This is a genomic window from Paenibacillus tundrae (genome assembly GCF_036884255.1).
GTDB lineage: Bacteria > Bacillota > Bacilli > Paenibacillales > Paenibacillaceae > Paenibacillus.
The window spans coordinates 1,773,052-1,799,343 of record NZ_CP145605.1 but is presented as its reverse complement, the minus strand read 5'-3'; the positions used below and the strand labels follow the sequence as shown (position 1 = coordinate 1,799,343).

Here is a 26,292-nt window from a genome sequence, read left to right as displayed (position 1 = left end):
TTCGACAGAGGATCATCTCTTTCTTGTTTATGTGTTATTGGGCTGCGAAATCCTTTACGTCACACAGCCAGATCATATGGTCTGTACCTTCTCCCCAGTGATCTTGCAACACGGTGTGAGGCTTACCGAATTTCCTTTTCCAGCGCTTTTGGGCATTCTTATAACCGCTATCCAGACAGAACTTTTCTAGACCACGCCGCTGAAGTTCACCGATTAACGCCTGAATTAGAGCAGAACCGATTCCCTGACCTTGTAGCTCAGGTAAAATGTACAACGTACCCAGTTCACCGATATCTGCCAGTTCCTGATTGGTGCCCTCACGAATTAACTCACTACAAGGCGCAAAGGATATCGTTCCAACGACTGTATCTTCCCTCTTCGCTAGGAGAAAAAACATCGTTTCATCCTGATTATGGCTTTGTTGCAAGGCCATTTGGAGCAGCCTTTTTTTGTCATTCACTTCATTCCAGAAGTCATCATGTAGAGTATCCAAACCTTCGTCCTGAAACGCACCTCGAATGGCTGTCTCAAACACCAAGTTGGCGCTATCCACATCTGATACCGTTAAGGGATGAATGGTAATCAGGCGATTCATACGTCTTGTTCTCTCCGTTTCAGTTCAACATTCACACGTTCTGCTTGTAACTGTTCAAATAATTGCGCCAGGTCTCTATGATGCACCGGCTGCTCTTGAACGAGCAGATCAATATAGGCTGAGCCAGTTGCATAGAAAACAAGCCGACTAAACGGTTTCTCTGTTCCCACATGATTCTGTTGCAAATCGAACTTTGCTCGGATTAAGTTCTCGATATATCGAGCGTAGCCCTCATTCCACTCCAGCCAGTTCCAGAATTCACCGGCTTCTAAGCTAAGTGAGCTGAATAACTGTGTTCGAATCTCTCTTACGTGCTGGATGTCCTTATGCTGTAGTGCAAGATTAAGCTCGTCCATGATACCAACAACCGTCTCATCGTCATACGGAAACTCATAATCAATTTCCCAGCTTACCCGTTTTCGCTGCTCCATCGTGCTTTTGATACCAATACGCCCGCCAACCTGCTCTCTGTACTGTTCATACACATAACAATGGACGAATTCATGAAACAGATAGACCTTCTGTTCAAAGCTTTGGAACACCGCATCGGTAACGACCGCACATACGCGCCAATCCATATGAGGTATTGGAAATGCTGCCATACATTCCTCTGGAATGTTCATGTCATCTGGAACGGTTTTGACCCATTCATACTGCTGTGTATCTATGGAATAATCGTAGATATATAGAAGAGATTCGTAGGCTACAACCACCGGATAATACTCTGCAAACATCGGGTGTATGCTTACCAGATCTTTTTGAATCACCTGTAGCTCATTAATTTGTTCTAAAAAGGTATCCATATCATTAACCTCTCTTAAATGGAGTGATAATGCAATCATACCAATAAAAGATCAATAAAACACTGAGAGAAAAATGATAATTCTATTTTTATTGAACTAAAGAATATTCACATTGGTCACTTCGATGACAGAACAACCTTCCGATCACTGTTATCCCCAGATTTCTTTTAATTCCCTTTTCCAAAGGGGAAATCCAGGGATAAAGGCGAACGCTCCGCTTCTTCAGGTTATTTCTGTCCTCTCCGTTTTCATGTAAATATTTTGTTCAATTTCTATTGCCGATCCCCGCGCTTCTCACTTAGATAAATATCAAGTGCCTTGATTCCCCGATGTCCAAGTCTAATAAATACAATAAGACCATATAGAACAAGCCCAGCAACCGCAAAATAATATAACATGACCAACGATGTAATGAAGTCAAAACTCATCATAGTACCTCCTGCTAAAATATAAATTAAATCGTAGTGTTATATATTAGCACATTTTTCCTAATCAGGCATTTTGATATATCCTGTATTCTGTAACACATATGCCGTAATCGGATTGATCTCTGGAATCGGTTGGGATAGATCAAAGTAACGCAGCTCCAATCCTTCATCGTCCATAATCTGAGGTTCCCCTTCTACGTCCAATGCTTCATATACAGCCATCACATTATAGATCTCGTCACCATGTGGATAGCGATAATACATGTCTTGTCCCGAAAACACAGTAATGAGTCGATACGCCCCCGCTCTCAAACCTGCTTCCTCATACAATTCACGTGCCGCTGTTTCCTCCAAAGATTCACCCAGCTCCATTGAACCTCCAATCGTTCCCCAATCCAGACTGTCGGTGCGTTTCTGCAAGAGCACATGTCCTTGTTCGTTAAACACCAGTACACAGGAGCCTGTCAAAATTAGTGGTCGTGAGCCCAAAATTGTCCTTAGTTCCGTGATATATCCCATAGGCTACCTCCTTCTTCTATACCAAAACTACATTTATTCTGAAGTAACCTGGGGTGCTGACTTCGCTAAAATCCCTTGATCGACAGAATCCTGTACAATCTCCTGTACGTATGCCCACAACGTCTCGGAACCTCTCTCGACTTCACGGTTTCGATTCAATACCTGTTCGCTGGTGATGTTGTTCTTCATCCAGGTATCTCCTTCATTCTGATGATTATGTATAACTGGTTGCATACGATCCAGTGATGAAGCAAATGCAGCTTCCGGCGTTTCTTTTGCTTCAAACTCTAACCATAGATTCATTAATTCTTCTGCTTGAGCCTGTGGCAGCAGTCCAAATAATCGGTTGGCGGCCTGAATTTCCCGCTCATATTTATCCGCATAGCCCACCGTATCATAAGCAAATGTATCTCCCGCATCGATCTCTACCAGATCGTGAACTAGTAACATCTTCATCACTTTAAGCAGATCCACATCCTGATTCGCGTGACCTTGCAAGATCAAGGCCATCATTGCGAGATGCCAGGAATGCTCTGCATCATTTTCACGTCGATCACCATGAATAATTCGGGTCTGTCGTTCAATCGTCTTCAATTTATCAATCTCAATTAGAAACTGCATTTGCTGTTGCAACAATTCATTCATGTCCAATCTCCTTCACATAACAAAATAACGATACGCCCAATTATGACGATAATGGATACCAATACACGCTGTAATCAAAATCGAAAACCATTCCTACACGTTCAGCCAATCGGACAGAACCTGTATTGTCCGGACTACAATCCCAATACGGCTGAAGACCCTCACGCCTGCATTCTTCTACAAAAGCTTTTGCTACGACAGCAGCATAGCCCCTATTCCTATATACCTCCACAGTTTCAATATCAATAGCATGTGTCTGTCCTGCAACAAATCCTGAGAGACAAATACTCATAATCTCATTGTTCCGTTCATGAACTAACATATAACCGAACCCATGCTTCAAAAAGTCATCCATCGTACTCCAAAAGTAAGTAATCTTGTCCTCCAGAAAGGTTGAATTGCCGAACTTACGATGATGTATAAGTGCAGAATCTACTCTCACAAGCTGGACAGCATTCTGCTCTAGATGTTGAACATTAGCATCGGTCTCTTCATTTCCTGCCACACGTTCCGTTCCCTGTGGTGAATGGAATCGATATACCTGCTGGTTATCACTGGAGAGTTCTCGCTTGTCTGCCATGTTACGCAGAACTTCTTCCCAGCGCTCATCCTGTACGCCAATTTCCACGGAATCGAGTGTTAACTCCGCTAATTCAGGTTCAATATGCGTTGTCATAAATGCAGGTAGTTCCTTCGCAAAAGGTTCGCTCTGCGGATCTCCGATTAACTGAAAGCCGCTTTGCCCCTGAATCCAAACGAGAGCAGCCGCGATATTCGAAATATCATCAACATAAATGCGGCCCGGATTATAGCCGGACACTACAGCCCGTACCTCAAGTGTGCTACAAGTGTTGATAATATGCTGCACCTTATCGAAATCCTGCCGTTGAAGTTCCGTAATCATTTCTATATCTCCAACCCTTCCTTCACGATGTTGAGCAAATAGGTTTGGTGATCCGGATGGCATGCAATGAGATAGGGCTCAGGATGGCTTTTCTCAAAAGGCTTTCCTTCAAAATCCATAACGATCGCCCCTGCTTCTTGAGCCATAAGTAAGCCGGAATAGAGATCGTCCCCATGATTGAAGTATGCACGAATTAAGGTATCAAATGGAGTATTCATAGATCCGTGTCTCTTCATCATCTAGCAAATAACCTTTGCCGATATGAGTCCAGTTATTTTGCTCATAGTAGTCGGTCAGGTCTGTGCAGAGGTAAAGCTTGTCGTACCCCTTAGCCTGCACTTCATGAATCGCATGGTTCTGTAGTTGTGCGCCAAGCTTCTTCCCTCGGTATTCTGGCTCTACATAGAGACAGGCAAACCACGGAAATAGATCCTGCCTACTGTTCAGATCACTACGTAATAATGCGTACCCTCCAATGATTCGATCCCCATCCAACATTACATAAAATCGGGGCACATCACTCTCCGTTTCAACTGAACGCTCCATACAATCTCGGTAGAAGTGGTAGCTCGTTTCGGTTCCCCACTGTTTCCAGAAATACTGCACAGCCTCTTGTACCCGTTCCGGCTTCTGTCTAATATCAATGATTTCAAACATCTCACAGCACTCCTCACTTTTCCTTTTACATTTCCTTCATATTGTCAAACTCCTTCTCCTTCTACACCTGCGTCTGCAGAAAATTCACTCTTGAGCACCGAGAAGAAATACCGATCCACATATTGATCATTCCAAAATAATTCATCTCTAAAGATACCTTCCCGCTTCATACCCAGATGCTTGGGTCACACTCCAATCTACACAGAAAATCAAGATCTTCCTCCGTTACTTGCGTAATCCGCACATGCTTACCTATGTATTCCATAACGCCACCTCCACCGCATTCAACTATCTAGCTGACACACCTTCAGCAAATCCGTCTATAAATCCAGAGATAAACGAAGGCCCCACTGTGATCAATACGAGTGCAAGGCTTGCAATGCCCCAACCTAGCAAGACTTTGCTTTTTTTTCGTTTCCCAACAACGAGTAAAAGTACAGTTACTACAATGACACTTAGTGCATAAACTGACATAATCGAACCTCCAAAATGTTAATCTAGTACATATGTACAAGTTACATATCCCTATTAGCGGAACATGCAACTGACTTGCTACACTTAATCAATCCCAGCAAACTTCCAACGAGCAGAGTCTCCCTCGCCCTTGATTTTAGTGAACACATACATGCTCGGTGATTTCTTGCCACCAAATCTAATTTCTTCGAGAAATACGAGTCCTTCGTATAATGTTCGTTGCTCCTTAATAGTAAGATCACTCGTGAACGTAACGGCCTCTATCTTATAACTTGGCATGCTAGAAACGCCTGATTTTTCTTGGAACAATTGTAAATACTGCTGTTCATCCTCTTTCCATAAATAACGTATCCGGGCGTTGATTAGTTGTATAATTTCGAGTTCATCGCCTGAATAGTTAGCTTCATCCAGATATTCAGGTTCTTCTATTACCGGCTCAACAACCACTTCGCTGGATGATTCGTTCTCGGAAGCGATCTGTTCTGTTTCATTATTGGTCGCTCGCGTTGAACTTGATTCTCGCACACGTTCACTTGTTGATTGATCTTGACAGGCAGTTAATACGAGAACAACGAGTACCAGTAAAAGCACACTTACCTTCCGCATCTCTCGATTCCCCCTTTTATAATATGGAAAAGGTAACTTACCCAATAGCACTTCCCCCAACTTTGGAACACACGTTACGACCGGATCTAGGAGAAACTCTGCTATTTATCGTTGCTACTGTTAAATTTTCTCTATAGTACATCATAACCCATAATGTGGAATTTGCGAATATCTATACAATCCTGCCACATACGCCTTAACAAAAATACGCCACGATGCATGATGTAAAATCATAGCATGGGCGTATGGTAGTCAACTCTCTTTTTCAGTTTCATGACTGGGAAAACAATAAAAATTTGTTCACTCGTTATTGATCCATTTTATTACCAGGACAGACTAAGATCGATCAAATAGCATTTTCAGAATACCGAACGCCTTGATATTTATATCGTTGCCGTCAGCATCCGTGTAACGATTGTCATAGAAGGTATAGATTCCAGCATGCTGGATATGACCCCCACGGTATTCAATCTTCTGATCCACACCATTCGTGGACATCACATACTCTCTACCCATCTCGGGAGAACTCGTATAATGAATACCGTGTTCCTCCGCCAACCACTGCTCATAATCTGCTTCATTGGGATTCGTAAACACTAGAATTAAAATGGCGAATAGAACAACAAGGATGATGTTTCTACCTTTTTTATTCATGTAACCTCCTTATCACGAAATACCATAATAACGCTAGCTAAGCCATATCATGCAAAGCAGTTCATCTTGACGCATTATTACTCTCCTTACCTACTTCAGTATTCGATTTAATTCTTCCACTTTTTTCTTGTTATCCATTTTAGCATAAAAATAAAAAGCAAGGATATGCAGCACAATGGATAGTAACCACATTCCAGGGAACCAAGGTGCGATCACATCAAACATGTCTGGCGAATATAACCAAACCATCGCCATCCCACCTAATATATTCAACGTAGATGTAATGACAATATTCCATACCGGCTTGAGGGTAAAGTAGTTCCATAAGGCATCATACATAACCCCGAATATTAGCGCTGCAATAACAGCAATCCCAGCAACATTCCATAGATAAATCATACGAATGGAATGGTTCGGATCAAAAACCGTTAACAGAAGCGTCACCCATAACGAAGTCAATGTGAATACTTGAAAGAACGATTGGCGAAGTTGTTTTATCATACTAATTTCCCCCTGAATTGTTTGATGTAATACCGACTGACATAATAGCTGGAGCCGTCCACAAGCTCGACTTGGATTCTTGCCTGCTGGGTTGCCGCGAATGTTTGAATACAAGCTGTGTTAATGATCGTTTGATTATTAATTCTCACAAAATGCTGCTCACATAGATCCTCTTCCACAAATTTTAAGCGTTTGGGGAGCAAGTAGTGCTCACCTGTGATCAGACGTACACTGCACAACCGATCTTCCGATTGGATGACAGTGATCGAACTGAGTGGAATCTGCACATTGCGGTTGTTTTTAGCGTTAATGACTACCATCTTTGTATCCATTTGTTGAATAGCTTCTCGGATCGAATCCCAGTGCTGTTGTTCCTCTGGATGTGTGACAATCTTAGCTGTACTTCGCTCAAGCAATGAACTGATCTCAAATATAAGCTTCACGTGAATGTCCCTCCTCTTACGACTTATCATACATGCCGAACTAAGCTATAACTACGATTCCGCGTTTTGTTGCAAGAACTTGTAGGTTTGTTGCACTTTGCTTCCTCTCTATACCAAAAAAGGCCACTCTACAGAGCAGCCTCTTAATTCTCATTCTCATCAAAAACATAACGACGATCCATAAAGTTCATGCTCTTAGCGATCTCATCAACCTTACTAGAAGACACGCCATCCTTAACTAACTTGCCAGAAGTATCGTATACGCGGACGTTCACCTCGTTAGTTCTGAACATATCTCTCTATTTGTGTAAATCCACTTAGAGGAAAATCTCCACTCCACCGCTTTTTATACTCATCAAGTCCTAAATCTTTCATTTTCTTTAGTTCTCTATACATCAATTTGTATAACCGTACCATCGGAACTTCTTCTGACATTAAACGGCTTCCCTCTTGGACTGCTTCTGAGCTAAAGTTATCACTCATTTCATACACTTCAAATCGAACTCGGCTAGGCGATTGCTTCTTAATCCAAAATCGATATTCCCCTGGCTCTGTCTGGATCGTAATTTCCACATCATTTGCTCCCTTTCTCAGGACAATAAGTTTATCTACTAGATCACGAATGGCATCCGTAAGAAATGAAGCCGGAATCTCGATAGCTTGACCAGAAGTCGGTGTGATGAAGATATCCAGCCAACCATGGGGTTCTAGATTCATTACGATATCTATCTTCCTCACTCCTATTCCATTTTATAATGAAAAATAAACTGGAGAACTTGCCCTTTCATCATTCGCCTGCCTGTATCCACGAACCCTGCTTTGAGGTAAAACTTCTGAGCAGGGATGTTATCCTCATTCACAGCCAGCATGATCACATTCACATCGGGAACAAGCTGTTGCACAAATGACGGCAATACTTGCATAGCTTCAAGGCCATACCCTTTCCCCTGATATTCGGTTGAGATCGATAACGCCCGGACTAGGAGACTTGTCTCATGATCAACGTGTTCATCTGCATATTCAGAGTATCGGTGCAAAATAAAGAAGCCAACTACCGTATCTTCATGCAAAATAACGATGGGATATTTATTTTCATTCTGAATCGCTTCCTCGATTACTTCCGCAGGCATTGCGGTAAATCGGAACTGTTCACCTGTTAGAGAAAAATTCGCTAATGCATCATCGTACTGCTGATCATACCGTGTGAGACGGATTGAATTCTTCATATTCTTAATCAGCGCTCCTTTATCTGACTTCTATGCGTTTAGTGAATTAGCTGATAGATGAAATTGCCTATGTTTTTGCCTAACGTATAGATTAGATTAATTGCGATAGCAGATAATATAACTGCCGATACCTTTGGATATTTGCGCATTAGATCAGTAATTTCCGTTATGTATTTCGTCATGTTATTATTCGTCCTCTCATTTCATAATTCCCGATTGCTGATATAGCTCCCTAATCTCATTGGCTGTATTCGTGATAAACTCATTCACTAGACTTAACGATATAATACTTGGATCTTCTGATGGTTCCTGCTCAGGAGCTTGGAGAAATTGCAGTTTCTCCTCTCGATATTGGTAGACTTCATGCTCTCGAAGACCACCTAAGTCGAAGGCTCGACCTACTTTTAGCTTATCTAGCCATTCGTTGGCACCATCCTGCTGTAGAATAAGGAATTCCAGCTTCGTAACATCTTGGGTGTAGATCTTTCTACCTTCTGGAAGAGCCTCATATGGAGGATAGATATTGAATGTCCAGACCCGATCCGTGTAAATATGCGAAATATAACCACACAGATAGTCCATAAATCGTTTATCCTGCATCGCCTGTAGTCTATTCAGTTCAAAATAATCCTTCAGTTGCTCATCCGTAACAAATACATGTTCTTCAATCATCAAGTGTGTTTTGGCTTTGTCAGCTCTAGTGATGTTGCTTCTAACATGAATCGAATCTGGCGCAATACTGCCTAATAGAAATTCTGGGGATGGATTCGCTACTAGTCGAGATGCAACGGCAAAATGAACCATCGGCCAAGGCATAAGACCACTCCTCTGTTTATGAATTATAGCATCTGCACAATGATATACCTCAAGCTGTATTTCTCTGTTTCCGTCTCACTATAGGGAATCTCTTCATCGAATAATCCTGTTTCAATAACTCGCATCCCAGCAAAATGCTGCATTAAGTCCTGCTCAGTAAAGAAATGAGCTGCTTTTCCCTCTTTATACTCATATGTATTATCCTCCAGCCTGCTTCCACGCCCATTGCGTTGATCCTGATCTGAGAAACATGTGAAATACATGATACCTTGATCACGTAATTGTTTCATACTATTACCGTTTGGCTTGGCTCCTCTCCCCATACCATCTCTTTGCTCTCGAATCTTTTGTCCCAGTATCCTTTCATTATTGATCTTCTCCTTTCTTGGAGTTGCAGATCACACAACCCAAACAGGACAGATACACATCATGTCGTGCGCACGTAGGATAACCTATAGGAATTGTCGGTTCGTAATCATCTTCTTCATCAAGCGCAGTCCATTCTATATATTGCTGTTCATCGACATGACTCTGGTCGAACGCCTGAATCATCGCGGAGAAATGATCAAGTGCCACATGACACCAGTCTTCACTAGGCACATAGTCTAACATCTGCCACTGGGTTTTGTTTCTCGCCCGATCAATCATCCTCAACATAAACTGCTTCTGGGGTTCAAGATCATGTTCTAACCAGGGCATTTCATCCAGATCGAATCCCACTGTTCCACGTCCAACGATATTCTGATCTCGCTGTGCCAACCAGATGACAAACTGCTTCTCCCGATCTGTCTCCGCGATATAAGAACCACTGAGGACTAGAATCTCGATAAAAACAGAAGTTCCAGTATTGGTCATTCGCAACGATTCAACCAGATGTGCTGCCGATCGGGGCATTGCAATTTCATTCATGCTATCCCGTCCTCCTCGGGTCTATTTCAGTTCATGTAGGCTCATAATAAATTGCTGAATCTCCATTGCATACTTCTTCTTTTGTTCAAATCTTGGGAAGTGACCACTTTCGTCAATAGTAACGTAAGTTCGTTTCTCCCCGCTGTGAAGAAAACAATTCACTTGATGGTCAGTTGTTACCAGATCACTGGATCCATGAATAAGCAGCATCGGACAGTCCATCTGAGCTAATTGTTGGGTTAACGATTCCAATATGGCACCTTCAGCCATCAGTTTACTCTGATGCACACTCGCTCTGCTCCACTCTTCTTCCGACATAGGAGACGCACTAATCATTTGATCAAAAAAGTGCTTATCGGGACCATAAACATATAATTCATCTCGGCGATGACCTAACTGCTGTAATATTTGGGTACTCGCATGCCATAACTCATACTTATCCTGCAATGCTATCACTTCCCTGCATCGCTCTGCTTCCACTACTCTATTATCTTGTTCAAACAGACGCGAGCTAGCATTCAATAAAGAACGTGACGAATCTACCAAGTCAAAGGTAGGACACTCTAAAATGATGCTATGTATTCGATCCGGATGTAGAAGCGTATACTTCACCGCCAGATAACCGCCAAAAGAGTGACCAATTAGTCCCCACTGCTGCAAATTATAATGCTCACGCACAACTTCGCAATCTGAGATAATGTCCATAAGTCCGAACGATTCCTCGTTTGTAATTGCATCAGATCTCAGTACACCGCGTTGATCAATAGCAATAATTCTTATAAATTGGGAGAGCAGTTCTCCCTGGGTTATTAGGAAATCATAACATCCTGTACCAGGTCCTCCATGCAAATATAGAAAAGTAGGCAGATGTTCCTCGCCTACGGCTTCGACATATATCTTTTTCCCTTGATTCATAATATACGTAGTTATCTTAATCACCTGATCATTTTTTTCTTCATCATAACCCATGAAATGGAAAATGCGAAGTAGTTCTATCTTCACCATATCCTATGAATAAAAGTTTAGCATGTCTATATTACACAAAAATCCCTCTAATGCAGCAGTTGAACGTTGCTTCAAACTACCCACTTCAGAGGGAAAGAATTCTATTTCATTTAAAGTTAGAATGTAACCATAGACAATATTTATTTCGCGTTCAGTTTCCCATTCTCCAAATAGAGTACCCGATCACAGAGCGATAAGATGCGCTCATCATGAGTTACCATTACAGCACTTTTGCGTTGTTCTTTCGCTTGCTTCGCAATCAAGCTAACAACAGTATGCCCTCGCTCTGCATCTAGACTTGCTGTTGGCTCATCGGCGAGTAAAACGGCAGGATCATTCATTAAGGCTCGCGCAATGGCAACACGCTGACGCTCCCCACCAGACAACTTGTCCGGATATGCGGTTCGCCTTGCTGACAAGCCCAACGTATCAAGTAATGCGGCTGCCCGCTTAGAAGCTTCACTCTTCTCCACTCCCGCCAGCTTGGCGACTAGAATCAGTTGCTCCTCAGCTTTCAAATAAGGAATTAAGTTAGCACTTTGAAAAATGAATCCAATATTCCGAAGTCGAATTTCTGCTATGTCTTTCGATTCTTTACCCGTAATTGACTTTCCATCTAACCATACCTGACCCTGCTGAGGTTCCAGAAGAGCACCTGCTATGGATAGAAACGTACTCTTACCCGAACCAGATGGCCCCATAATCGCAACCAATTCCCCTTCGGCAACCTCAAGATCTAATTCATCCAGTATTACTCGCTCACTTCCACCATCTTCAAAGGTTCGTCTAATTCCCTGCAGTACTAGTCTATTTCTCATGCTGCTGTCCTCCCAATCGCATCCAATGCATCAATCCTGGCTACTTTCCATACCGAAAATAACGAACCTGCCAGTGACATAACGACAAAGGATATACACGTCAAGGCCAGCGTAGAGAACCCTAATTGGAATGGCATTGTAGCTGGTAAAATGGACTCAAAGGCTTGAACCACAAGCACGCTTATCAACAGACTACCGACAGATAAAACCAATACCTGTAGTGCCACACTTTTAGCCAAATAAGCAGTACCTGTACCAATTGCTTTTAGAATGCCGAATTGGCTCGTTTTCTGAATCGTAATTACATAGAAGAACACCGCCAGAACAAAAGCAGAGATGACAAACAAAAAGGCAATCATCATCACTAGTGAACCCTGCTCTTCTTTGTAACCTGGAATAGCCGATATTGCTTCGGATTTTGTAATCACTTCTGTTCCGGGCAGAGCTTTCACTATGTTTTCAATTTGATCCGAAGAAGTGTTCTTAAGCGCGATGGCATTGTAAACGGGGTTCTCTGCAGATTCAGCACCTTGAGGTGCGGTTGATTTTGTTTGCAGGGTAAGCCAATCCTGCTTATTCAAGAACACAACTGGTGAATGACTGAATGACTCATTTTCCACAAATCCACTCACTGTCCATTGCATACCCGAAGCTTGATCCTCAATAATAGTTCCAAGCTGACCCCCTGACTCTGACAACTTCCGGTCAACCATCACTTGTCCAACCTGCTGCTCAGAAATAGAAGATCCTTCGCTGACGGTTGGCGATAGCCAACCATCAGGATTCACCATGAACAAGGTTACATCAACCTTCTTCGTATCTCCTGCCGGAATGACAGTCGTCATTTTCACACCTAGTGGCTCTGCATTCCCCTCACCTACGGCAAGGCGAGCTTGCTCTAGTTGGTTCTGGTTCAGTTGAGACCTGGTGAATCGATGATTCGAATTCTGCTCCAACACAAAATGAGTTGCAGTCATATTCTTAACAGAGGCTGCATTATCATATGCCAACCCCTGTGCAAGACCAGTGACAAACAAAACCAGAAAAGCAACAAGCACCATAATGGTAGCAATTAAGGCATACCGCCCTTTAGCAAATCTCATTTCTCGAATAGCCAAATACATTCTGCTTCCCTCCCTCGTAATGAACTCAGTATAGGAAGCGAAAATGAACGGCAAATGAACAACATGTTACAGTTGAGATATCGTAATTATGAAACGGGTTCCCTCTGGTGTACTCTGTACTTCAATCGTTCCTCCATGAATTCGAACAATCTTGTGGACAATAGCTAATCCCAGACCTGTATGACCAGAAGCACGTTCACGCGCACGATCTACACGATAGAAACGATCGAACAAAAACGGTATATGTTCTGGAGCGATGCCATCGCCCGTATCTTTAATGATAATGATGCATTTTCTATCTACTTCTTCAGCACTGATTGCAATGCTCCTTCCCTTGGGAATGTGATTTACCGCATTGCCGATCAGATTCATCCAGACCTGCATAAGTAACACATCATTCCCCCGGATCAGAATCGAACCCGGCACAGACATCTTTATAAGCAATTCCTTCTCTTCAAGCTGCCATTGTAACACTTGAACCGCTTGGCGAATGTGATCCTTTAGAGAGAATGTACTTTGAGTCAATGTTTCTTGTCCTTGTTCCAATGAAGAAAGTAATAACAGTTGTTTACTAAGCAAGGAAAGATGACGACTCTCTTCCTCGATAATAAATGCGTAGTGCTTACGTTCTTCTAGGGAGAGATCGCGCTCAGCAAGCACCTTGGCGAATCCTTGAATCGAAGTAAGTGGTGACTGAATTTCATGGGATACGTTGGATACAAACTGTTGACGTCCCTGCTCGACTCGTTCCAGCTCACCACTCATCGTCATGAAATGTTCAGCTAATTGTCCAATCTCATCCCGCCGTTTGGTGGGCAATCTGAGGTTGTAGTTTCCTTGAACGATTCGTTTGGTTGCATCGGTTAAACTTTCAATTGGTTTTACCAAATACCTTGTACTAATTAAGAACAGGGCAACACTTATTCCTACCGTCAACAATCCGATCAAGGCAAAAAATATGCGTAACTCCCCAAATTGTAGAATGATATCTGGACGCATAAACAAGGCGTACTGTTGGTTATCGACCTGAATTGGCACACCCACAGTATTGCTTAATCGATTGTCGAAGAACCCTGTTATAAACGGTTGATTCGGAAACTGTGCAACACCATGATAAACATTACCAGCAAGCACCAACTTGATTGATGACTCGTCCAGATCCCTCTCCCGGAACTCACGACCATAAAATCGCTCATCCGCTTGACCATCTGTCATATAGATTTCGTAACCAAGTGCTGCGGCATTATGCATATAAGAATCCATGCCTTCCGGCTGCTGTTCTGCAAATCGCTTCATTTGTTGCGCAATGCCAACCAACTTTTCATCATTAAAGGGCTTTAATTTGACATGATAATAGATATTAGAGAACAGAAAACCCAGGATGCCACTAACTACAATAACTGCGATGGTAATTATAAACACCCGAAAGTATAACGATGACCTCAAGGAGTCTTCACCTCAATCTTATAACCGATCCCCCGTACTGTTTGAATAACAAAATCATCCACATATTCAGCAAAACGCTGACGAAGCCGTTTAATATGTACATCTACTGTACGATCGTCTCCCTCATAGTCCGCTCCCCATACGAGGCGAATTAATTCATCTCTGGAGAACAGTCGACCCGGAAATTGAGCAAGCTGAGAGAGCAATTCGAATTCCTTCATTGGCAAGAAGAGAACAGACTCGCCATCCGTTACCTCTACATTTTTTCGATCAATGACGATTCGATTCATTCGGATGATATCACTAGAGGTACGATTGTAGCGACGGAACAATGCCTTGACTCGGAAGACCATCTCTTCTGGTTCGAATGGTTTGGTCACATATTCATCTGTGCCTTGCAGATAACCCTGCTTTTTATCCAAGAGTTGGTCTCTTGCGGTAAGCATAATGATCGGAATATCGTAATTTTGCCTAATGATGTCACATAGCTCGAGCCCATCCATCCGCGGCATCATAATATCAATGATGGCCAGATCAATGCTGTTTTCTCGTAACCTTTCAATGGCTTCTACACCATCCTCTGCCTCAATCACTTGATATCCTTCTTTTGTCATGACATACCTCAGAAGTGCCCGTATATGGGCATCATCATCAACTAAGAGCAAATGCTTCATAATTACGTTCTCAGACCCCTTACCTATCAAATTTACGCATACTTATTATTCTGAATACAGGATACCTTTCCGATATAAGAAATCGATCCCCTCCACCTTATACCACTGCATAAATTCATTGGTTACATGTTCATGCCTTAAGATGCCCATATGGTCGGTACCCGGCATTCTTGGCCGATAATCTGATTCAATAGTATAGAGGTTAAAATGAACTTCATCTTCATCCTCTGTAGCTTCCGTCTGCTCCAATACTGCAATAACTTCATCTTGGGTTAGAAACTGAAAACCATCTCGCTCTACGATATAAAACGGATAGTTGAGATTATCTAATTCGATCCGTTGCTGGAACTCTTTTAATTCATCTGGCATTGTATCTATATACTGTTCTGCTGTGGTCTCATTATCAAATATACCCGAGATCCAACTTCGCATGCCCTTATTAGCCACAATAATAAACATGACGCCCCTCCTTGGCTACTCTTATATAAAATGCTCCTGTTTTATTGCATAGCACATACCCTAGTTGCTACAAAAAAAGGAACCGACCAAGGTCGATTCCTATCAAGTCTACACTTATTTCACCAAATAATCGATCACAGGATAGGACACCACATTCCGATCCCGAAGCGCTGAAGTTATCGCATCTGGATGTGAACTTAGAATCCCATTCTGTAATAGAACCGGCTTGAAACCTCGTTCCTCTGCTCCATGATACGTAAATGTCACGCATTCTTCTACAGCAAACCCACATATAATGACAAGCTCTACATTCCGGCTGCTGAGCACTTGCTCCAGTTCCGTCTGCCAGAACGCATTCGAATTTTGTTTAGTGATGGTTAGGTCGCCATGCTTCACATCGATCTCAGGAATACAGCGGTATTCCTCTGGTTTAGCCTCATCCATACCCTCTACATCCTGAATCTGAATCACCACATGATTCTGTGAACGAAGCGCATCAGCAACATGATTGATGTATTCACATGCATGATCAATCTTTGATTTTTCCACCTGATTCCGTACAATATGCTCTTGCATATCGACAATCAACAAACCTATTTTCACTAAAGCTTCCTCCTTAACGTCCATATATGTACTAATCATCACTAATCTCTAAGTAGCTCCCTCAGCATCCGGTCTCGGTTCTCCAAGAAACTACGGGTAATCTGAACATGCTCGGTATCCTCGTACTCCACTTCCTGAATGGAACCATGGTCAAAGCTCAGTATACTTGCTCCAGGGTAACCCAGAATAATTGGAGAATGCGTTGCAATAATGAATTGAGAGGTGTCCGAAAGGTCATGCAGAATCCGCAGTAATGACAGCTGTCTCGCCGGGGATAATGCTGCCTCTGGCTCATCTAACAAATAGATTCCTTTGGAGTTGAACCGGTTCATGAACAAGCTTAGAAAGGACTCGCCGTGCGATTGTTTATGTAAGGATTGACCTCCATAGTGTTTAAGAGAACCTACCTCCTCGACATGTGAAGCAAATTGATAGAAGGATTCGGAGCGCATGAAGAAACCATTCGATATTTTGGGCAACCACGCCAGACGCAAGTAATGTCCTAAAGAAGATTCGGATGCATGCGTATCATAATAATTGTTGCGCCCGCCTCCAGCCGTATTGAACCCGCATTGATAAGCGATGCCTTCAAGGAGCGTAGACTTACCAGAGCCATTTTCACCTACGAAAAAAGTAATATTGCGCTTGAACTCAAGCCGTTCCAAAGAAGCGACAGTTGGAATATCGAACGGATGCTGGTCCTTTTGGCTAACTTGATCATGCAGCAACTCTACACTTTTTAAATACATAGATAAGCTCCTTTATGAGAGGTTTACTTCTGGCTTATTACATCGTAACCTATATTGCAGTCGATAAGAAATGCTTTTGACCAAAAAAAACCAAAAAAGGCTAACCAGTACGTACTGGTTAACCTGATGTGATTCATGATGCGCTTAGGAATAAACAAATCGACGCTGTGCCCAATAACTGAATAGGAAGATTGACGCCTCAGTCAACAATTTTGCCGCAATGAGCGGAAGAATTAACGTTTCGTTATAGAAGTACAGCAGACCATAATTTAATAGTAGTACGAGAATGACCAGTGCAAAATATTTGGGAAACGATTGGCGAACCTTGGACGGTTGCCCACCTGTGAACACATACTTCCGGTTAACTGTATAGTTGAAGATTGAACTGCACAATCTAGCGGTAACCACGGCCAGAAATAGATGATGTGTGAAATATTGAATAATGAATAATAGCGCAAAATCGATAAGCGCGGATACCACCGAAGATGTGCTGAACTTTAGGATCGGTAGATAGATTCGTAAAGAATCCACCAATGGACGGAAATGAGACGAACGATTATGATCCAGGTATACCGTATCAATATACTCCTCCGTGATCACATATCCTTCTTGGTGCGCAGCCAGCAGCATGTTCATCTCATATTCGAATCGTTCCCCAGGAATCTGGAGTAACCAGCCCAGCATGGAATAAGGGAATCCACGTAGCCCTGTCTGAGTATCATATACTTTGGTTCCTGTCGTAAGAGCAAAAACACTTCGGGTGACTGTATTCCCAAATCGACTGCGCAGCGGAATTCTTCCACTGAACTGACGGCTGCCAAGTACGATGCCCGGTGTCCGTTGCTCCTGCAACACATCGAATATTCGTTTAATATCATGCGGGAGATGCTGTCCATCACTATCGGCACAGACGACATAGCCTGTCGTGTTGCTCTCCTGAATGTGTTGGAATCCCGTCTTCAGTGCCTGTCCTTTCCCCAAATTAACGATATGTGTGAGCACGGTGCATCCATATGCTTCGGCCGTTTCAAATATTCCTCGGTACGCTGGCCCGCTACCATCATCCACGATTACAATGGAGCCAAGACCAAATGTCTGTAATTGCAAAATGAGATTCAGTAAACGAACATCCGGTTCATATGCAGGAATTAATACGGTCATGACGCTTCACCCTCCTTAAGATACAGGATGTCACTGACGCCGCGTTCCTGATCTCTCCCCAGCGGATTATTGACCACTCGCCCCATAAAATACATTGTCGACGAGCCGCCACCATCCAAATTGTACGCTTCCGTTGCTCCTAAGTCTTTCATCACAGCAGCAAGTTCAGCCAGCGTCATGCCGCGACTCTCATCCTGGCGTCCATCCACCACAACGAACACATAGTGATTCGGAGCAATCATACCAATGGCTGTACGAGGATTCGCATCCTGTATAGAGCGGTTACCGAAGTTAGTATCAATTTTTACACTACTAAAATCACTCACAATCTCACCATTCTGAATTAAAATGGGACCAAAAGATAACGTATTGGTCACTCCTTCAGCAAGTAACTCTGAGGAAGAAACTTCGGTCTCGTTATATGTCTTGATCGTACCGTCATTGAACAATGCGAGCGCATCCCGCGTTGGACTATCCCGGTATACTGTACCGTTACGGATAATAACGCCATCATCCCGGAAGCCGTAATAATCACCATTGATGGCAAAGATCGCGTTGTTCGCAGCAGCAATATCAGATGTGTTCTCAATAATATTCGTACCAAAGCTGTTATCCGCCAGTGCCGTGCGCAGACTGCTTGCGTCAGCTACCGTTACATCCGCTACATAATAAGTAATCTGATCCGAACCCGTCCCGGTCTGAACTTTCTCAATGTTAATCTGCATATCATCACTGGTATAGCTCCAGTCATCCGATGTTGCATTCACTTCACTGCTTGTCTGTGTGGCATCATTGGATGCAAGAGATTCAGTGTTAGTTGTGTCGTCGGCAACGACCACTTCGACATGTCTGATCAAATAACGGTCAGCTAAGCTATAGAGTATGGAACCAATCGTTATGCTAAGAACCAGCGTAAGGATTAGCCATTTACGCAGTCGGTTCGGGAGATTGTGTTCGTTCGAATTTGTTGGGTCATTTTCTCTTCTATATGAATCTTGCTTGGTTGGTTTCTCATAGATCTTCAACATGGAAGCTCACCTCTTCATCTAAGTTCTTACAGCCATCATAGGCTGAGTAGCTTAAATGAATCTGAATATAATTTTGCAAAAAAAGAAGATCATCCTTTCCCCTATCTAGGAGTCCAGATAACCTTCTATATGTAAGATGACGAATGCATTTTAATAATAATTTATAGCATATCAGTGATGAGTGATAAGCAACATACTACTTGCGTTAACTTCAATTATGCGTTTTGTTCGTTGGGGAAAAGTGCATCGTATGCCGGACAAGGCAACTTTTCTAGAAAATCAGATAACGCACGGGGTTGATTCGCATAGATATCTTTCAAGGATGTACCTTGATAAATATTACCAATGACCACCGGATGGCATAATTCACAGATGAGGATATCCCCGTTTCCATGTAAATGCAGCTGCTTGGTTCCGTCCACACAATTCGAGAAATAAACGCCAGGTTCCTCTCGGAAACCTAATTGATTGGCGAAACGATCCATGCACGTGAAATACAGGGTCGTATCCGGCTTCTTATGTGTAATGAGCTCCCTAACGGAATGAACAAGAGATTCCTTCGATGTAATCTGACTCCAATTGCTATGTGGCATCACAATGCTGTTCTGAATCTCGTGAATGCGAACCCCCATGTCGTAGACCTTCTCACTAATGGCTCGCATATTCGCTTGCGTACCTTCAAATAGCAGAGTCTCCAGCACTGTCTCTAATCCTGCTTCGGTACACAGACGAATGTTCTGCTCCAGACGTTCATACATGCGTGGATGTACTCGGTAATACGCTGCATACGCGTTAGGTTCCGTATAGTTAAATGAAATATGAATATTGGATAATCCTGCATCACGCAAAGCATGTATTCGTTCTTCTGTCAGCAGGGTTGCATTTGTATTCAACTGTGTGTCAATGCCATGGGCTGCACAGTACGTCACAATATCCAGACAGTCCTGATATTTCAGGGTCACCTCTCCCCCAGACAAACGTACTCGTTTAAGCCGTGGGAGCTCACTGATAATCCGGATAACCTCCTGAGCACTAATACATTTTCCATCATCTCGGTTATACGCACAGCAATAGTCGCATTTGTAATTACAATTGGATGTCACACCTACTTCCAATCCTTCTAGCTCATATACGCCGGGCGTTTCAAGTTCGAGCGATTTATACCTATTTTTAGCTGCCAATTCGGTGTACCTCCTGATTGCGTTATTCCATGTTTTACAACTTGGAGATTATAACGGATTACAGGAGATGTTCGATATGACATTATGTACGTTCTATGATTTGTATTGACCCATCCGATGAAATCGGTGTCTCCATAAACTATATTCCCCTTCGCTGGAAATCTGTTAACGAATCGGAGAGGCCTTATTAGATCGTATCACGACACATGGAGATGGTAACGAATCTGAGAAACGTTATATGACTGAATACCCCGGAATGGTTTTCGCGTCCATAAGGCGTATTAACGTGTCAACGATTCGTTAGCATTTTCTGAATGCAATTTATCCGCCAATAAGGTTGACTGAATTCGTTAGAGATCGTGCATGATCGAAGGGTTGACTTCAAATCCCACGCTCACTTAGGGGCATCATCCACAGCCCATTCGCTCCTGATGTGTCACTTTCTCCTGACTTGCCCCAATTAGTATGTCTCCCTCTTACCGGATAAACGTGTTCCGAACTCGTTCTGACTTAATAAAATAAGGAATCCATATTGCGCAGGTGATAACCAGCCTTACAATTCCGGTCAAACCACTTCCATCTTCAAGCTCTCTCGCAATAGGTATCTGAAGCAACAACAGATAATCAATGATGCTCACAGCTAAACTAATACTATAAAATATGATCATCAGACGAGGGAATACAGACTTCTTTCGATAAAACATTACAAGCGTAACTATGCTAAATATGAAGAACAACACATTATAGGTCACTTCAAAAATAATGATTGCTCCCCACCAAGGGTGGTAAAAACTTGATTGATCTGACGTTAAGATCTCCCATGTTCCTGGATTCAAAGCTGTTAAGGAGTACTGAAATAATTGGACCAGAACCATAATCATTGTAAGATAAAGTCCAATCTGTACAAGAACTAGCCACCCACCAAGCCCAGATATACCTAGTGGGCGATAATCTACTTTTTGCTCTTCCGTCTGTGGTTGCATTACACTAACACTTCCTATTCTATGTAGTTATTTTCTATGATTCTATGACTCATGATCTCTCCACCATTGATGAATCCATTCTCCATTTTTCTTCAATATACCTGATCGTAAAAGGTTCTTATCCTTCAACTCCTGAAATAACGCCATATAGTCGGATTCAAGACTCTCCCAATCTTCGTAAATCTTCATCTCAGGCAAAATAGAGGCATCTATGTAACCTCTCTCTCTCCATTCCGGCTTATCATCCACCCAATCGCCATAGATGAACCCTGGCCATGCATCTCCTTTTGCCGAGCGTAATAGATTTTTCTCCGTGTTCTCGCTCCCCCTAGTAAACCCTCTTAACTGATTCTTATCATTATCCAAGTAAATCGTGCCACATTCTGGACATTGATAAACCGTTCGAGTCAGATCGCCCCACAACCTTCGTAAGTTCATCATTGCGCTCTCTTTATCTTCCGCGGAAGGCCCCGATTACTCAATGGCTCGATCAATCTCATCCAGAAAATCAAACTCGTCCTGATCGGAGATGACATATCCCTTATAAGATAAATAATCGGTTGTGTCTGAAATGCGATTGCCGCAATAGCAATAGAAGTGCATATGGTTCTCTTCCTCTCCTCAAATATCTTCCAAGTTAATCACCGCGGGTAGGATCGAACTTATCCTCAACAGTCGGGATGTAGGGAGATAGAAATGGATCCTTTTCAAGGGTAACCTGTCCTCTGACAAGCCGCCTCACAGTGAAGCAGTCATTCTCGTCCTGATTCTCATCATCATGTATGTACAATAACCCATATGATCCTGGTAAATGAATAGCAATCCAATGAAATGCATCAATTACGTATGCTTTGGAATGATTATGCAGACCTGAAATGATCCAGGAGTCCTGAAGATTATATCTTTTTACCATAGATAAATTCATTGAATCCACTTCTTTAATATACTGTATGAAACGCTCTACAGCCTCATCCTGCAAACGTTCATTCGTATCATGTGTGTGATATCTCAAGACGACCCATCCATGGAATTCATACATATTTAATGATCCTTTCTATCAGTGATAACCCCTTCATCATACACTCCTCAGCGATCTGTAATCTTCGATGGTAATAGCGTACATGTTCAAGTCATGGAGCTCTTGCTTCACCTTGGCATAATTACGCAGAACTCCTTCGAACTTCATACCCGTTTTCTCCATAACCTTCGCGGAACCTGTATTGTTGATCATACACATTGCCTGAATTCGAACAAGTCCAACTTCTGTGAATCCAAATTCAATGATTCGGTTCACAACCTCGGTCATAATACCTTTATTCCAGTATTCATGTGAGAGAACATACCCAATTTCAGCTTTCATCGTATGGCTATCACAATTCAGATAATTACAGCTACCAATCAGCTTTCCCGTTGGCTTATACTCAATTCCCCAAGATCCCAACTGATCAGCTTCATACCGACTTAAGACAAAATCAATAAAGGCCTTTGTATCCTCCTTGCTCTTATGTTTATCCCAAGTGGTATAGCGCGAGACATCCGGATGCGAACAGTAGCCGTACATATCCTCCAGATCTGAATACGTAATGGGTCGTAAACGTGTGCGTTCCGTTTCTAGAATAGGAAATGGATCAAAGTAGCTCGCAATCGTTTTCATGGATATCGCCCCTTATTAATTAGATTGATGTTGAGATTAATCCTTGAAACGCAGCCCCTCTTCCTCCAAGGACTTGCGAAGACTCGGCATTGAGGAAGGGCCGATACCATGCAGCTTCAAGATATCCTTCTCACGATGGTTTGCAAGCTCCTGTACTGTCGTTATCCCTTCATGCTCCAATGCCCGTCGAGCCGGTGCACTAAGAAGACTTAAAAATCCAGTTAGGGGTTTGCGTTTCTTCTCGCATACTGGACATGTAGGACAGTCGCTGCTTTTATAATATTGGTGACCTTGTTCACACGTTCGTAATGTTTTATTGGTTTTTGCCATCATGACTCACCCTTTCAGTAATTTTATAAATTACCAAGCTCAACGAATTGATGTACAGCCCGTCATTCGCTGTATATCATTCTCTTGTTTTTCGTTCGATGTACTCCTGAATCGCACTGTTCAATAACTTTTGATTAAAATCGGGCCAATAGGTTGGCGTAAACCATAGCTCCGAAGTGGCTGACTGCCATAGTAGAAAGTTACTTAGACGGATCTCCCCACTCGTACGAATAATGAGTTCAGGTGAAGGTTGACCTTCGGTATATAAATACGATTCGAACAACTCTTCCGTTATCTCATCTGGATGAATGCCGGATGCCACAATTTGTTCCATGGCATGCATAATATCAGCCCTACCTCCATAATTCATCGCAAAATTCAGAATCATTCCATCATTGTTCTTGGTTCGTTCCACAGTTGATTGCATCATATCCGTTAACCCCGTCGAGAATTTACGAATGTCTCCCAAAAATTGGACTCGAATGTTATTCTCATCAAATTCCTGTAATGTTGCTTCATCAAAAAATTGCTCTGGTAAACTCAGAATATAATCCACTTCATCCTTAGGACGCTTCCAGTTCTCAGATGAAAATGCATACAACGTGAGATATTTCAAATTCATCTTGCAACAGATCCGAATAATCTTCCGCATCGTTTTCATACCAGCGTAATGCCCGGCTGTTCGTGGTAATCCACGCTGTTTAGCCCATCGACCATTGCCATCCATCATGATGGCAATATGATTAGGAAAATGATCATTTTGAATTTCTTGACCTAGCTTCTTCTTCGTTATCATGTTAAATCCCCTCCATATCAAGCTCATCCATAAAAATCATACATTTAGCTCTCATTCGGATTGATTCCAATCTCCTGATTCGTATAATGATATCTAAGGGAGATGATTCCAAATTAGCAAGCAAAATATCAGCACAACCATTTCAGGAGATTTAATCGTTACCCACCTAACTGGTAAGATTACAACAAATGATGTTGACGAATGGTTTGTAGGCTTTGAGCAAGCTTGTCAGCAATTTATTTCCGAAGGCCGGACATTTAAATTGTTGGTCGATCGAAAAGGGTACATTCCAGATCTTTTTTCTGTGCAAAAGGCTTGGAAAGATAAGTTCTTCAACAAACACCTTTTGCAGTACACTCAGGCTATAGCGTTTCTTCTTGAAGAAGGCGAGATCATGAACTATTTAGAACAATCGAATCAAACCGAATCCGTTAAATTCTTTGCTGATCAAGAACAAGCTTTGCATTGGTTGAAGAAATACTCCGTATAAATTTAGGAAGAACCAGTTGCTAACTATCAACTGGTTTTTATATGCCCTGAATGTTAAAATTCCTCTCTCAGAAACTCGTAAACTCGTATGTGCAATAGAAATCATCATTTTAGAGTTACTTCTTACTGCTTGTTACCTACCGCAATCCATCTTCGATCAATATCCTCAAACACAAATTCCTTATTGTTATAATCCGTGGTAGCTAGCGGACGTACAATATTCACACCGAACTCTCTTAACGTCTTCTCCATCTGCTCTTGGTTATCTGTGATGAAATACGCATCGTACCCATAACCGTGCACTTCTCGATTAGGAACAATCGCTTCTTGGTTCGATTGAGTTAATACGATTTCAATCTGATCCATATATAGGCACACATGAGGTTCACTCGCATCTAGATAACGTACAACCCGGAAGCCGATACGTTCGTAAAACCCTGCTGTAGCAGCCATATTCACACTCGGAAACATCTGCAAACAATGTGTAAAGCCCTGTTTTACCATGAATTTATCTCCCTTCTTCAGACATGTTCAAGCATTAAGCCAGCCTTCAATCTCACCACTCATATTTTCATACCTTTGCAAACTTTCTAACGTTCCACTGACTTGAGATGTTCCCAGCTGTTGTTCTGCTTGATCTGTGCATTCAATCTTTAAGGATCGCTTCAAGCTATATTCCAACCATGCTAACTTGCCTTCATAACCATGATTCAACACCATGCCCCAATCGGCCTTTGGTTCACCTGCTTGCTTCCGATATGCACGGACAAATGCCATGAATTTAACTTGACTGACAATGCCCGTATCAAGCACAGACCAATAGATTGCAGTTTCAACGAGATCATGCAGCGGATTAATCCGTCCCGCAGATTCCCAATCAATAATAATAGGTTTATTATGACGACACATGACATTTTTGGGCTCTAGATCCCGGTGACTGATTACCTGATCTACGCTGAGTATTGTTGAAGCAGTGTTAGCCTTTGCCGTCCACTCATAGAGCTTGTGCGCATGGTTTTCCAATAGCGGAGCCCATTCTATATTTTCGTGTAGACCTCGTTTCACATAACCGTTCCAGTCGATCTCTAATTGTTTGGCCGGCTGAAGACTTGTATCAAGAATCGAAGAACAATCCGTTCTATGAATCTGTCCGAGGATCGTACCTATCTGTTCGCAATGAAGTGGAGTAATATCCATAGACTGAAAAGTCTGTCCATCAATCCATTGAAATACGAGATAGTATTGATCCTCAATATGGTGCACAGCATTACCATTGAAGATCATGGCAGGTTGTGCAGCAATAGTGTCAGCTAGCTTATTCGCAATTCGCTCCGACTGTCTATAATTCGTAACCGCTTCAGGTCTGAGCATAATTTGAGGATTTAGTGCCTTCACTGCATATTTATCTAGGCTAGTTACTAAGGCATACGTTCTATGTAACAAGCCTCCTGAGATGGCTGTAGGTGTTCCTATTAGATCACCAAGCTCCAGCTCACTGCACAATTTCTCAAAGTTTAGCTTATATGGAATCTCATTCATGAGTTAACTACCTCTCTATTGTTAGCGTTAACAGAAAGACAGACAGCACCCAGACTATACCGAGTCTTAAAGC

Annotated in this window: 39 protein-coding genes and 2 pseudogenes; 1 reads left to right on the top strand and 40 read right to left on the bottom strand. The window is 42.4% G+C overall.

Features of this window, described 5'->3' with window-relative positions; genetic code table 11:
• Window positions 1-34 precede the first annotated feature (34 nt).
• The 38 genes and pseudogenes from V6W81_RS08005 to V6W81_RS07820 all read right to left on the bottom strand — a co-directional run bounded on the left by V6W81_RS08005 (window position 35) and on the right by V6W81_RS07820 (window position 24,191).
• A complete protein-coding gene (locus tag V6W81_RS08005) occupies window positions 35-595 on the bottom strand; it encodes a GNAT family N-acetyltransferase (RefSeq protein WP_338542533.1) in 561 nt (186 codons plus the stop codon).
• The gene (locus V6W81_RS08000) at window positions 592-1,398 is read right to left on the bottom strand and encodes a hypothetical protein (protein ID WP_338542531.1); all 807 of its coding nucleotides are present in this window, start codon (window positions 1,396-1,398) and stop codon (window positions 592-594) included. Before V6W81_RS08000 ends, V6W81_RS08005 begins: the two co-directional genes overlap by 4 nt.
• 272 nt (window positions 1,399-1,670) lie before the next feature.
• Window positions 1,671-1,826, bottom strand: a complete 156-nt coding sequence (locus V6W81_RS07995) for a hypothetical protein (RefSeq protein WP_186323504.1) — start codon at window positions 1,824-1,826, stop codon at window positions 1,671-1,673.
• Window positions 1,827-1,886: 60 nt separating this feature from the next.
• Entirely contained in the window at window positions 1,887-2,345 is a 459-nt protein-coding gene (locus V6W81_RS07990; protein WP_056698897.1) for an NUDIX hydrolase, read from the bottom strand.
• Between the two features lie 33 nt (window positions 2,346-2,378).
• Window positions 2,379-2,990: an HD domain-containing protein gene (locus tag V6W81_RS07985; protein WP_145048070.1), complete on the bottom strand. Its 612-nt coding sequence runs from the start codon at window positions 2,988-2,990 to the stop codon at window positions 2,379-2,381.
• A 40-nt stretch (window positions 2,991-3,030) separates the two neighbouring features.
• Window positions 3,031-3,894, bottom strand: coding sequence for a GNAT family N-acetyltransferase (locus tag V6W81_RS07980; protein ID WP_338542530.1), 864 nt, complete (start codon window positions 3,892-3,894; stop codon window positions 3,031-3,033).
• A gap of 2 nt (window positions 3,895-3,896) precedes the next feature.
• Window positions 3,897-4,112, bottom strand: a complete 216-nt coding sequence (locus V6W81_RS07975) for a hypothetical protein (protein ID WP_338542529.1) — start codon at window positions 4,110-4,112, stop codon at window positions 3,897-3,899.
• Window positions 4,096-4,572 (bottom strand): annotated as a pseudogene (locus tag V6W81_RS07970) (GNAT family N-acetyltransferase); the annotation flags it as partial. The gene V6W81_RS07975 and the pseudogene V6W81_RS07970, both read right to left, overlap by 17 nt.
• Window positions 4,573-4,839: 267 nt before the next feature.
• The gene (locus tag V6W81_RS07965) at window positions 4,840-5,025 is read right to left on the bottom strand and encodes a hypothetical protein (protein WP_338542528.1); all 186 of its coding nucleotides are present in this window, start codon (window positions 5,023-5,025) and stop codon (window positions 4,840-4,842) included.
• 84 nt (window positions 5,026-5,109) lie between these two features.
• Window positions 5,110-5,631, bottom strand: a complete 522-nt coding sequence (locus tag V6W81_RS07960) for a hypothetical protein (protein ID WP_338542527.1) — start codon at window positions 5,629-5,631, stop codon at window positions 5,110-5,112.
• Window positions 5,632-5,967: 336 nt separating this feature from the next.
• Complete coding sequence (locus V6W81_RS07955; RefSeq protein WP_338542526.1) at window positions 5,968-6,285, bottom strand: hypothetical protein; 318 nt, start codon at window positions 6,283-6,285, stop codon at window positions 5,968-5,970.
• Between the two features lie 90 nt (window positions 6,286-6,375).
• Window positions 6,376-6,786 carry a hypothetical protein gene (locus V6W81_RS07950; RefSeq protein WP_338542525.1) on the bottom strand — a complete coding sequence of 137 codons (411 nt, stop codon included), beginning with the start codon at window positions 6,784-6,786 and terminating at the stop codon, window positions 6,376-6,378.
• Window positions 6,783-7,229 carry a LytTR family DNA-binding domain-containing protein gene (locus V6W81_RS07945; protein ID WP_338542524.1) on the bottom strand — a complete coding sequence of 149 codons (447 nt, stop codon included), beginning with the start codon at window positions 7,227-7,229 and terminating at the stop codon, window positions 6,783-6,785. Before V6W81_RS07945 ends, V6W81_RS07950 begins: the two co-directional genes overlap by 4 nt.
• Window positions 7,230-7,372: 143 nt before the next feature.
• A complete protein-coding gene (locus V6W81_RS07940; RefSeq protein ID WP_186380929.1) occupies window positions 7,373-7,522 on the bottom strand; it encodes a hypothetical protein in 150 nt (49 codons plus the stop codon).
• Window positions 7,509-7,946, bottom strand: coding sequence for a hypothetical protein (locus tag V6W81_RS07935; RefSeq protein ID WP_338542523.1), 438 nt, complete (start codon window positions 7,944-7,946; stop codon window positions 7,509-7,511). Before V6W81_RS07935 ends, V6W81_RS07940 begins: the two co-directional genes overlap by 14 nt.
• A gap of 23 nt (window positions 7,947-7,969) precedes the next feature.
• Complete coding sequence (locus V6W81_RS07930; RefSeq protein ID WP_338542522.1) at window positions 7,970-8,455, bottom strand: GNAT family N-acetyltransferase; 486 nt, start codon at window positions 8,453-8,455, stop codon at window positions 7,970-7,972.
• Between the two features lie 38 nt (window positions 8,456-8,493).
• Entirely contained in the window at window positions 8,494-8,637 is a 144-nt protein-coding gene (locus V6W81_RS07925; RefSeq protein ID WP_186323498.1) for a hypothetical protein, read from the bottom strand.
• 16 nt (window positions 8,638-8,653) lie between these two features.
• A complete protein-coding gene (locus V6W81_RS07920; RefSeq protein ID WP_338542520.1) occupies window positions 8,654-9,271 on the bottom strand; it encodes a zinc dependent phospholipase C family protein in 618 nt (205 codons plus the stop codon).
• A gap of 23 nt (window positions 9,272-9,294) precedes the next feature.
• Entirely contained in the window at window positions 9,295-9,594 is a 300-nt protein-coding gene (locus V6W81_RS07915; RefSeq protein WP_338542519.1) for a hypothetical protein, read from the bottom strand.
• Between the two features lie 43 nt (window positions 9,595-9,637).
• Complete coding sequence (locus V6W81_RS07910) at window positions 9,638-10,180, bottom strand: hypothetical protein (protein ID WP_338542518.1); 543 nt, start codon at window positions 10,178-10,180, stop codon at window positions 9,638-9,640.
• Between the two features lie 21 nt (window positions 10,181-10,201).
• Entirely contained in the window at window positions 10,202-11,119 is a 918-nt protein-coding gene (locus tag V6W81_RS07905) for an alpha/beta hydrolase (protein ID WP_338542516.1), read from the bottom strand.
• Window positions 11,120-11,325: 206 nt separating this feature from the next.
• The gene (locus V6W81_RS07900; RefSeq protein ID WP_338542514.1) at window positions 11,326-12,003 is read right to left on the bottom strand and encodes an ABC transporter ATP-binding protein; all 678 of its coding nucleotides are present in this window, start codon (window positions 12,001-12,003) and stop codon (window positions 11,326-11,328) included.
• A complete protein-coding gene (locus V6W81_RS07895; protein ID WP_338542512.1) occupies window positions 12,000-13,127 on the bottom strand; it encodes an ABC transporter permease in 1,128 nt (375 codons plus the stop codon). The genes V6W81_RS07900 and V6W81_RS07895 overlap by 4 nt, the downstream gene beginning before the upstream one ends.
• Window positions 13,128-13,193: 66 nt before the next feature.
• The gene (locus V6W81_RS07890; RefSeq protein WP_338542511.1) at window positions 13,194-14,573 is read right to left on the bottom strand and encodes a sensor histidine kinase; all 1,380 of its coding nucleotides are present in this window, start codon (window positions 14,571-14,573) and stop codon (window positions 13,194-13,196) included.
• On the bottom strand, window positions 14,570-15,247 hold the full coding sequence (locus V6W81_RS07885) for a response regulator transcription factor (RefSeq protein ID WP_145409094.1): 678 nt from the start codon (window positions 15,245-15,247) through the stop codon (window positions 14,570-14,572). Before V6W81_RS07885 ends, V6W81_RS07890 begins: the two co-directional genes overlap by 4 nt.
• Window positions 15,248-15,292: 45 nt before the next feature.
• Entirely contained in the window at window positions 15,293-15,706 is a 414-nt protein-coding gene (locus tag V6W81_RS07880) for a hypothetical protein (protein WP_338542509.1), read from the bottom strand.
• Window positions 15,707-15,820: 114 nt separating this feature from the next.
• A complete protein-coding gene (locus V6W81_RS07875) occupies window positions 15,821-16,309 on the bottom strand; it encodes a cysteine hydrolase family protein (protein ID WP_338542507.1) in 489 nt (162 codons plus the stop codon).
• A gap of 41 nt (window positions 16,310-16,350) precedes the next feature.
• Window positions 16,351-17,058, bottom strand: a complete 708-nt coding sequence (locus V6W81_RS07870) for an AAA family ATPase (protein WP_338542505.1) — start codon at window positions 17,056-17,058, stop codon at window positions 16,351-16,353.
• A 144-nt stretch (window positions 17,059-17,202) separates the two neighbouring features.
• A complete protein-coding gene (locus tag V6W81_RS07865) occupies window positions 17,203-18,219 on the bottom strand; it encodes a bifunctional glycosyltransferase family 2/GtrA family protein (RefSeq protein WP_338542503.1) in 1,017 nt (338 codons plus the stop codon).
• Window positions 18,216-19,247, bottom strand: a complete 1,032-nt coding sequence (locus V6W81_RS07860) for a phosphodiester glycosidase family protein (RefSeq protein WP_338542502.1) — start codon at window positions 19,245-19,247, stop codon at window positions 18,216-18,218. The genes V6W81_RS07865 and V6W81_RS07860 overlap by 4 nt, the downstream gene beginning before the upstream one ends.
• A 215-nt stretch (window positions 19,248-19,462) precedes the next feature.
• On the bottom strand, window positions 19,463-20,428 hold the full coding sequence (locus V6W81_RS07855) for a radical SAM protein (protein ID WP_338542501.1): 966 nt from the start codon (window positions 20,426-20,428) through the stop codon (window positions 19,463-19,465).
• 476 nt (window positions 20,429-20,904) lie between these two features.
• Window positions 20,905-21,411, bottom strand: coding sequence for a DUF2569 domain-containing protein (locus V6W81_RS07850; protein ID WP_338542499.1), 507 nt, complete (start codon window positions 21,409-21,411; stop codon window positions 20,905-20,907).
• Between the two features lie 42 nt (window positions 21,412-21,453).
• Window positions 21,454-21,852 carry a hypothetical protein gene (locus tag V6W81_RS07845; protein WP_338542497.1) on the bottom strand — a complete coding sequence of 133 codons (399 nt, stop codon included), beginning with the start codon at window positions 21,850-21,852 and terminating at the stop codon, window positions 21,454-21,456.
• A 33-nt stretch (window positions 21,853-21,885) separates the two neighbouring features.
• Window positions 21,886-22,014, bottom strand: a complete 129-nt coding sequence (locus V6W81_RS07840) for a hypothetical protein (protein ID WP_338542496.1) — start codon at window positions 22,012-22,014, stop codon at window positions 21,886-21,888.
• Window positions 22,015-22,048: 34 nt separating this feature from the next.
• Window positions 22,049-22,450 (bottom strand): Imm7 family immunity protein, encoded by a 402-nt coding sequence (locus tag V6W81_RS07835; RefSeq protein ID WP_338542495.1) that lies wholly within the window; start codon window positions 22,448-22,450, stop codon window positions 22,049-22,051.
• Between the two features lie 36 nt (window positions 22,451-22,486).
• On the bottom strand, window positions 22,487-23,065 hold the full coding sequence (locus tag V6W81_RS07830; protein ID WP_338542493.1) for a GNAT family N-acetyltransferase: 579 nt from the start codon (window positions 23,063-23,065) through the stop codon (window positions 22,487-22,489).
• A gap of 36 nt (window positions 23,066-23,101) precedes the next feature.
• On the bottom strand, window positions 23,102-23,395 hold the full coding sequence (locus tag V6W81_RS07825) for an RNA polymerase alpha subunit C-terminal domain-containing protein (protein ID WP_338542491.1): 294 nt from the start codon (window positions 23,393-23,395) through the stop codon (window positions 23,102-23,104).
• 76 nt (window positions 23,396-23,471) lie between these two features.
• On the bottom strand, window positions 23,472-24,191 hold the full coding sequence (locus V6W81_RS07820) for an isoprenyl transferase (protein ID WP_056698976.1): 720 nt from the start codon (window positions 24,189-24,191) through the stop codon (window positions 23,472-23,474).
• Between the two features lie 86 nt (window positions 24,192-24,277).
• Here V6W81_RS07820 and V6W81_RS07815 point away from each other — a divergent pair.
• Window positions 24,278-24,681: pseudogene (locus V6W81_RS07815) on the top strand (STAS/SEC14 domain-containing protein).
• A 122-nt stretch (window positions 24,682-24,803) separates the two neighbouring features.
• On the opposite strand, the gene V6W81_RS07810 reads toward V6W81_RS07815, so the two are convergent.
• On the bottom strand, window positions 24,804-25,184 hold the full coding sequence (locus tag V6W81_RS07810; RefSeq protein ID WP_338542488.1) for a VOC family protein: 381 nt from the start codon (window positions 25,182-25,184) through the stop codon (window positions 24,804-24,806).
• Between the two features lie 27 nt (window positions 25,185-25,211).
• Window positions 25,212-26,219, bottom strand: coding sequence for a phosphotransferase family protein (locus tag V6W81_RS07805; RefSeq protein ID WP_338542487.1), 1,008 nt, complete (start codon window positions 26,217-26,219; stop codon window positions 25,212-25,214).
• Window positions 26,220-26,292 lie beyond the last annotated feature (73 nt).

Coding starts and splice junctions, on each gene's coding strand:
- V6W81_RS08005 (WP_338542533.1), bottom strand. CDS start 595: ATGAATCGCCTGATTACCATTCATCCCTTAACGGTATCAGATGTGGAT.
- V6W81_RS08000 (WP_338542531.1), bottom strand. CDS start 1,398: ATGGATACCTTTTTAGAACAAATTAATGAGCTACAGGTGATTCAAAAA.
- V6W81_RS07995 (WP_186323504.1), bottom strand. CDS start 1,826: ATGAGTTTTGACTTCATTACATCGTTGGTCATGTTATATTATTTTGCG.
- V6W81_RS07990 (WP_056698897.1), bottom strand. CDS start 2,345: ATGGGATATATCACGGAACTAAGGACAATTTTGGGCTCACGACCACTA.
- V6W81_RS07985 (WP_145048070.1), bottom strand. CDS start 2,990: ATGAATGAATTGTTGCAACAGCAAATGCAGTTTCTAATTGAGATTGAT.
- V6W81_RS07980 (WP_338542530.1), bottom strand. CDS start 3,894: ATGATTACGGAACTTCAACGGCAGGATTTCGATAAGGTGCAGCATATT.
- V6W81_RS07975 (WP_338542529.1), bottom strand. CDS start 4,112: ATGAATACTCCATTTGATACCTTAATTCGTGCATACTTCAATCATGGG.
- V6W81_RS07965 (WP_338542528.1), bottom strand. CDS start 5,025: ATGTCAGTTTATGCACTAAGTGTCATTGTAGTAACTGTACTTTTACTC.
- V6W81_RS07960 (WP_338542527.1), bottom strand. CDS start 5,631: ATGCGGAAGGTAAGTGTGCTTTTACTGGTACTCGTTGTTCTCGTATTA.
- V6W81_RS07955 (WP_338542526.1), bottom strand. CDS start 6,285: ATGAATAAAAAAGGTAGAAACATCATCCTTGTTGTTCTATTCGCCATT.
- V6W81_RS07950 (WP_338542525.1), bottom strand. CDS start 6,786: ATGATAAAACAACTTCGCCAATCGTTCTTTCAAGTATTCACATTGACT.
- V6W81_RS07940 (WP_186380929.1), bottom strand. CDS start 7,522: ATGTTCAGAACTAACGAGGTGAACGTCCGCGTATACGATACTTCTGGC.
- V6W81_RS07935 (WP_338542523.1), bottom strand. CDS start 7,946: ATGAATCTAGAACCCCATGGTTGGCTGGATATCTTCATCACACCGACT.
- V6W81_RS07930 (WP_338542522.1), bottom strand. CDS start 8,455: ATGAAGAATTCAATCCGTCTCACACGGTATGATCAGCAGTACGATGAT.
- V6W81_RS07925 (WP_186323498.1), bottom strand. CDS start 8,637: ATGACGAAATACATAACGGAAATTACTGATCTAATGCGCAAATATCCA.
- V6W81_RS07920 (WP_338542520.1), bottom strand. CDS start 9,271: ATGCCTTGGCCGATGGTTCATTTTGCCGTTGCATCTCGACTAGTAGCG.
- V6W81_RS07915 (WP_338542519.1), bottom strand. CDS start 9,594: ATGGGGAGAGGAGCCAAGCCAAACGGTAATAGTATGAAACAATTACGT.
- V6W81_RS07910 (WP_338542518.1), bottom strand. CDS start 10,180: ATGAATGAAATTGCAATGCCCCGATCGGCAGCACATCTGGTTGAATCG.
- V6W81_RS07900 (WP_338542514.1), bottom strand. CDS start 12,003: ATGAGAAATAGACTAGTACTGCAGGGAATTAGACGAACCTTTGAAGAT.
- V6W81_RS07895 (WP_338542512.1), bottom strand. CDS start 13,127: ATGTATTTGGCTATTCGAGAAATGAGATTTGCTAAAGGGCGGTATGCC.
- V6W81_RS07885 (WP_145409094.1), bottom strand. CDS start 15,247: ATGAAGCATTTGCTCTTAGTTGATGATGATGCCCATATACGGGCACTT.
- V6W81_RS07880 (WP_338542509.1), bottom strand. CDS start 15,706: ATGTTTATTATTGTGGCTAATAAGGGCATGCGAAGTTGGATCTCGGGT.
- V6W81_RS07870 (WP_338542505.1), bottom strand. CDS start 17,058: ATGTATTTAAAAAGTGTAGAGTTGCTGCATGATCAAGTTAGCCAAAAG.
- V6W81_RS07865 (WP_338542503.1), bottom strand. CDS start 18,219: ATGACCGTATTAATTCCTGCATATGAACCGGATGTTCGTTTACTGAAT.
- V6W81_RS07860 (WP_338542502.1), bottom strand. CDS start 19,247: ATGTTGAAGATCTATGAGAAACCAACCAAGCAAGATTCATATAGAAGA.
- V6W81_RS07850 (WP_338542499.1), bottom strand. CDS start 21,411: ATGCAACCACAGACGGAAGAGCAAAAAGTAGATTATCGCCCACTAGGT.
- V6W81_RS07845 (WP_338542497.1), bottom strand. CDS start 21,852: ATGATGAACTTACGAAGGTTGTGGGGCGATCTGACTCGAACGGTTTAT.
- V6W81_RS07840 (WP_338542496.1), bottom strand. CDS start 22,014: ATGCACTTCTATTGCTATTGCGGCAATCGCATTTCAGACACAACCGAT.
- V6W81_RS07835 (WP_338542495.1), bottom strand. CDS start 22,450: ATGTATGAATTCCATGGATGGGTCGTCTTGAGATATCACACACATGAT.
- V6W81_RS07830 (WP_338542493.1), bottom strand. CDS start 23,065: ATGAAAACGATTGCGAGCTACTTTGATCCATTTCCTATTCTAGAAACG.
- V6W81_RS07825 (WP_338542491.1), bottom strand. CDS start 23,395: ATGGCAAAAACCAATAAAACATTACGAACGTGTGAACAAGGTCACCAA.
- V6W81_RS07820 (WP_056698976.1), bottom strand. CDS start 24,191: ATGATAACGAAGAAGAAGCTAGGTCAAGAAATTCAAAATGATCATTTT.
- V6W81_RS07810 (WP_338542488.1), bottom strand. CDS start 25,184: ATGGTAAAACAGGGCTTTACACATTGTTTGCAGATGTTTCCGAGTGTG.
- V6W81_RS07805 (WP_338542487.1), bottom strand. CDS start 26,219: ATGAATGAGATTCCATATAAGCTAAACTTTGAGAAATTGTGCAGTGAG.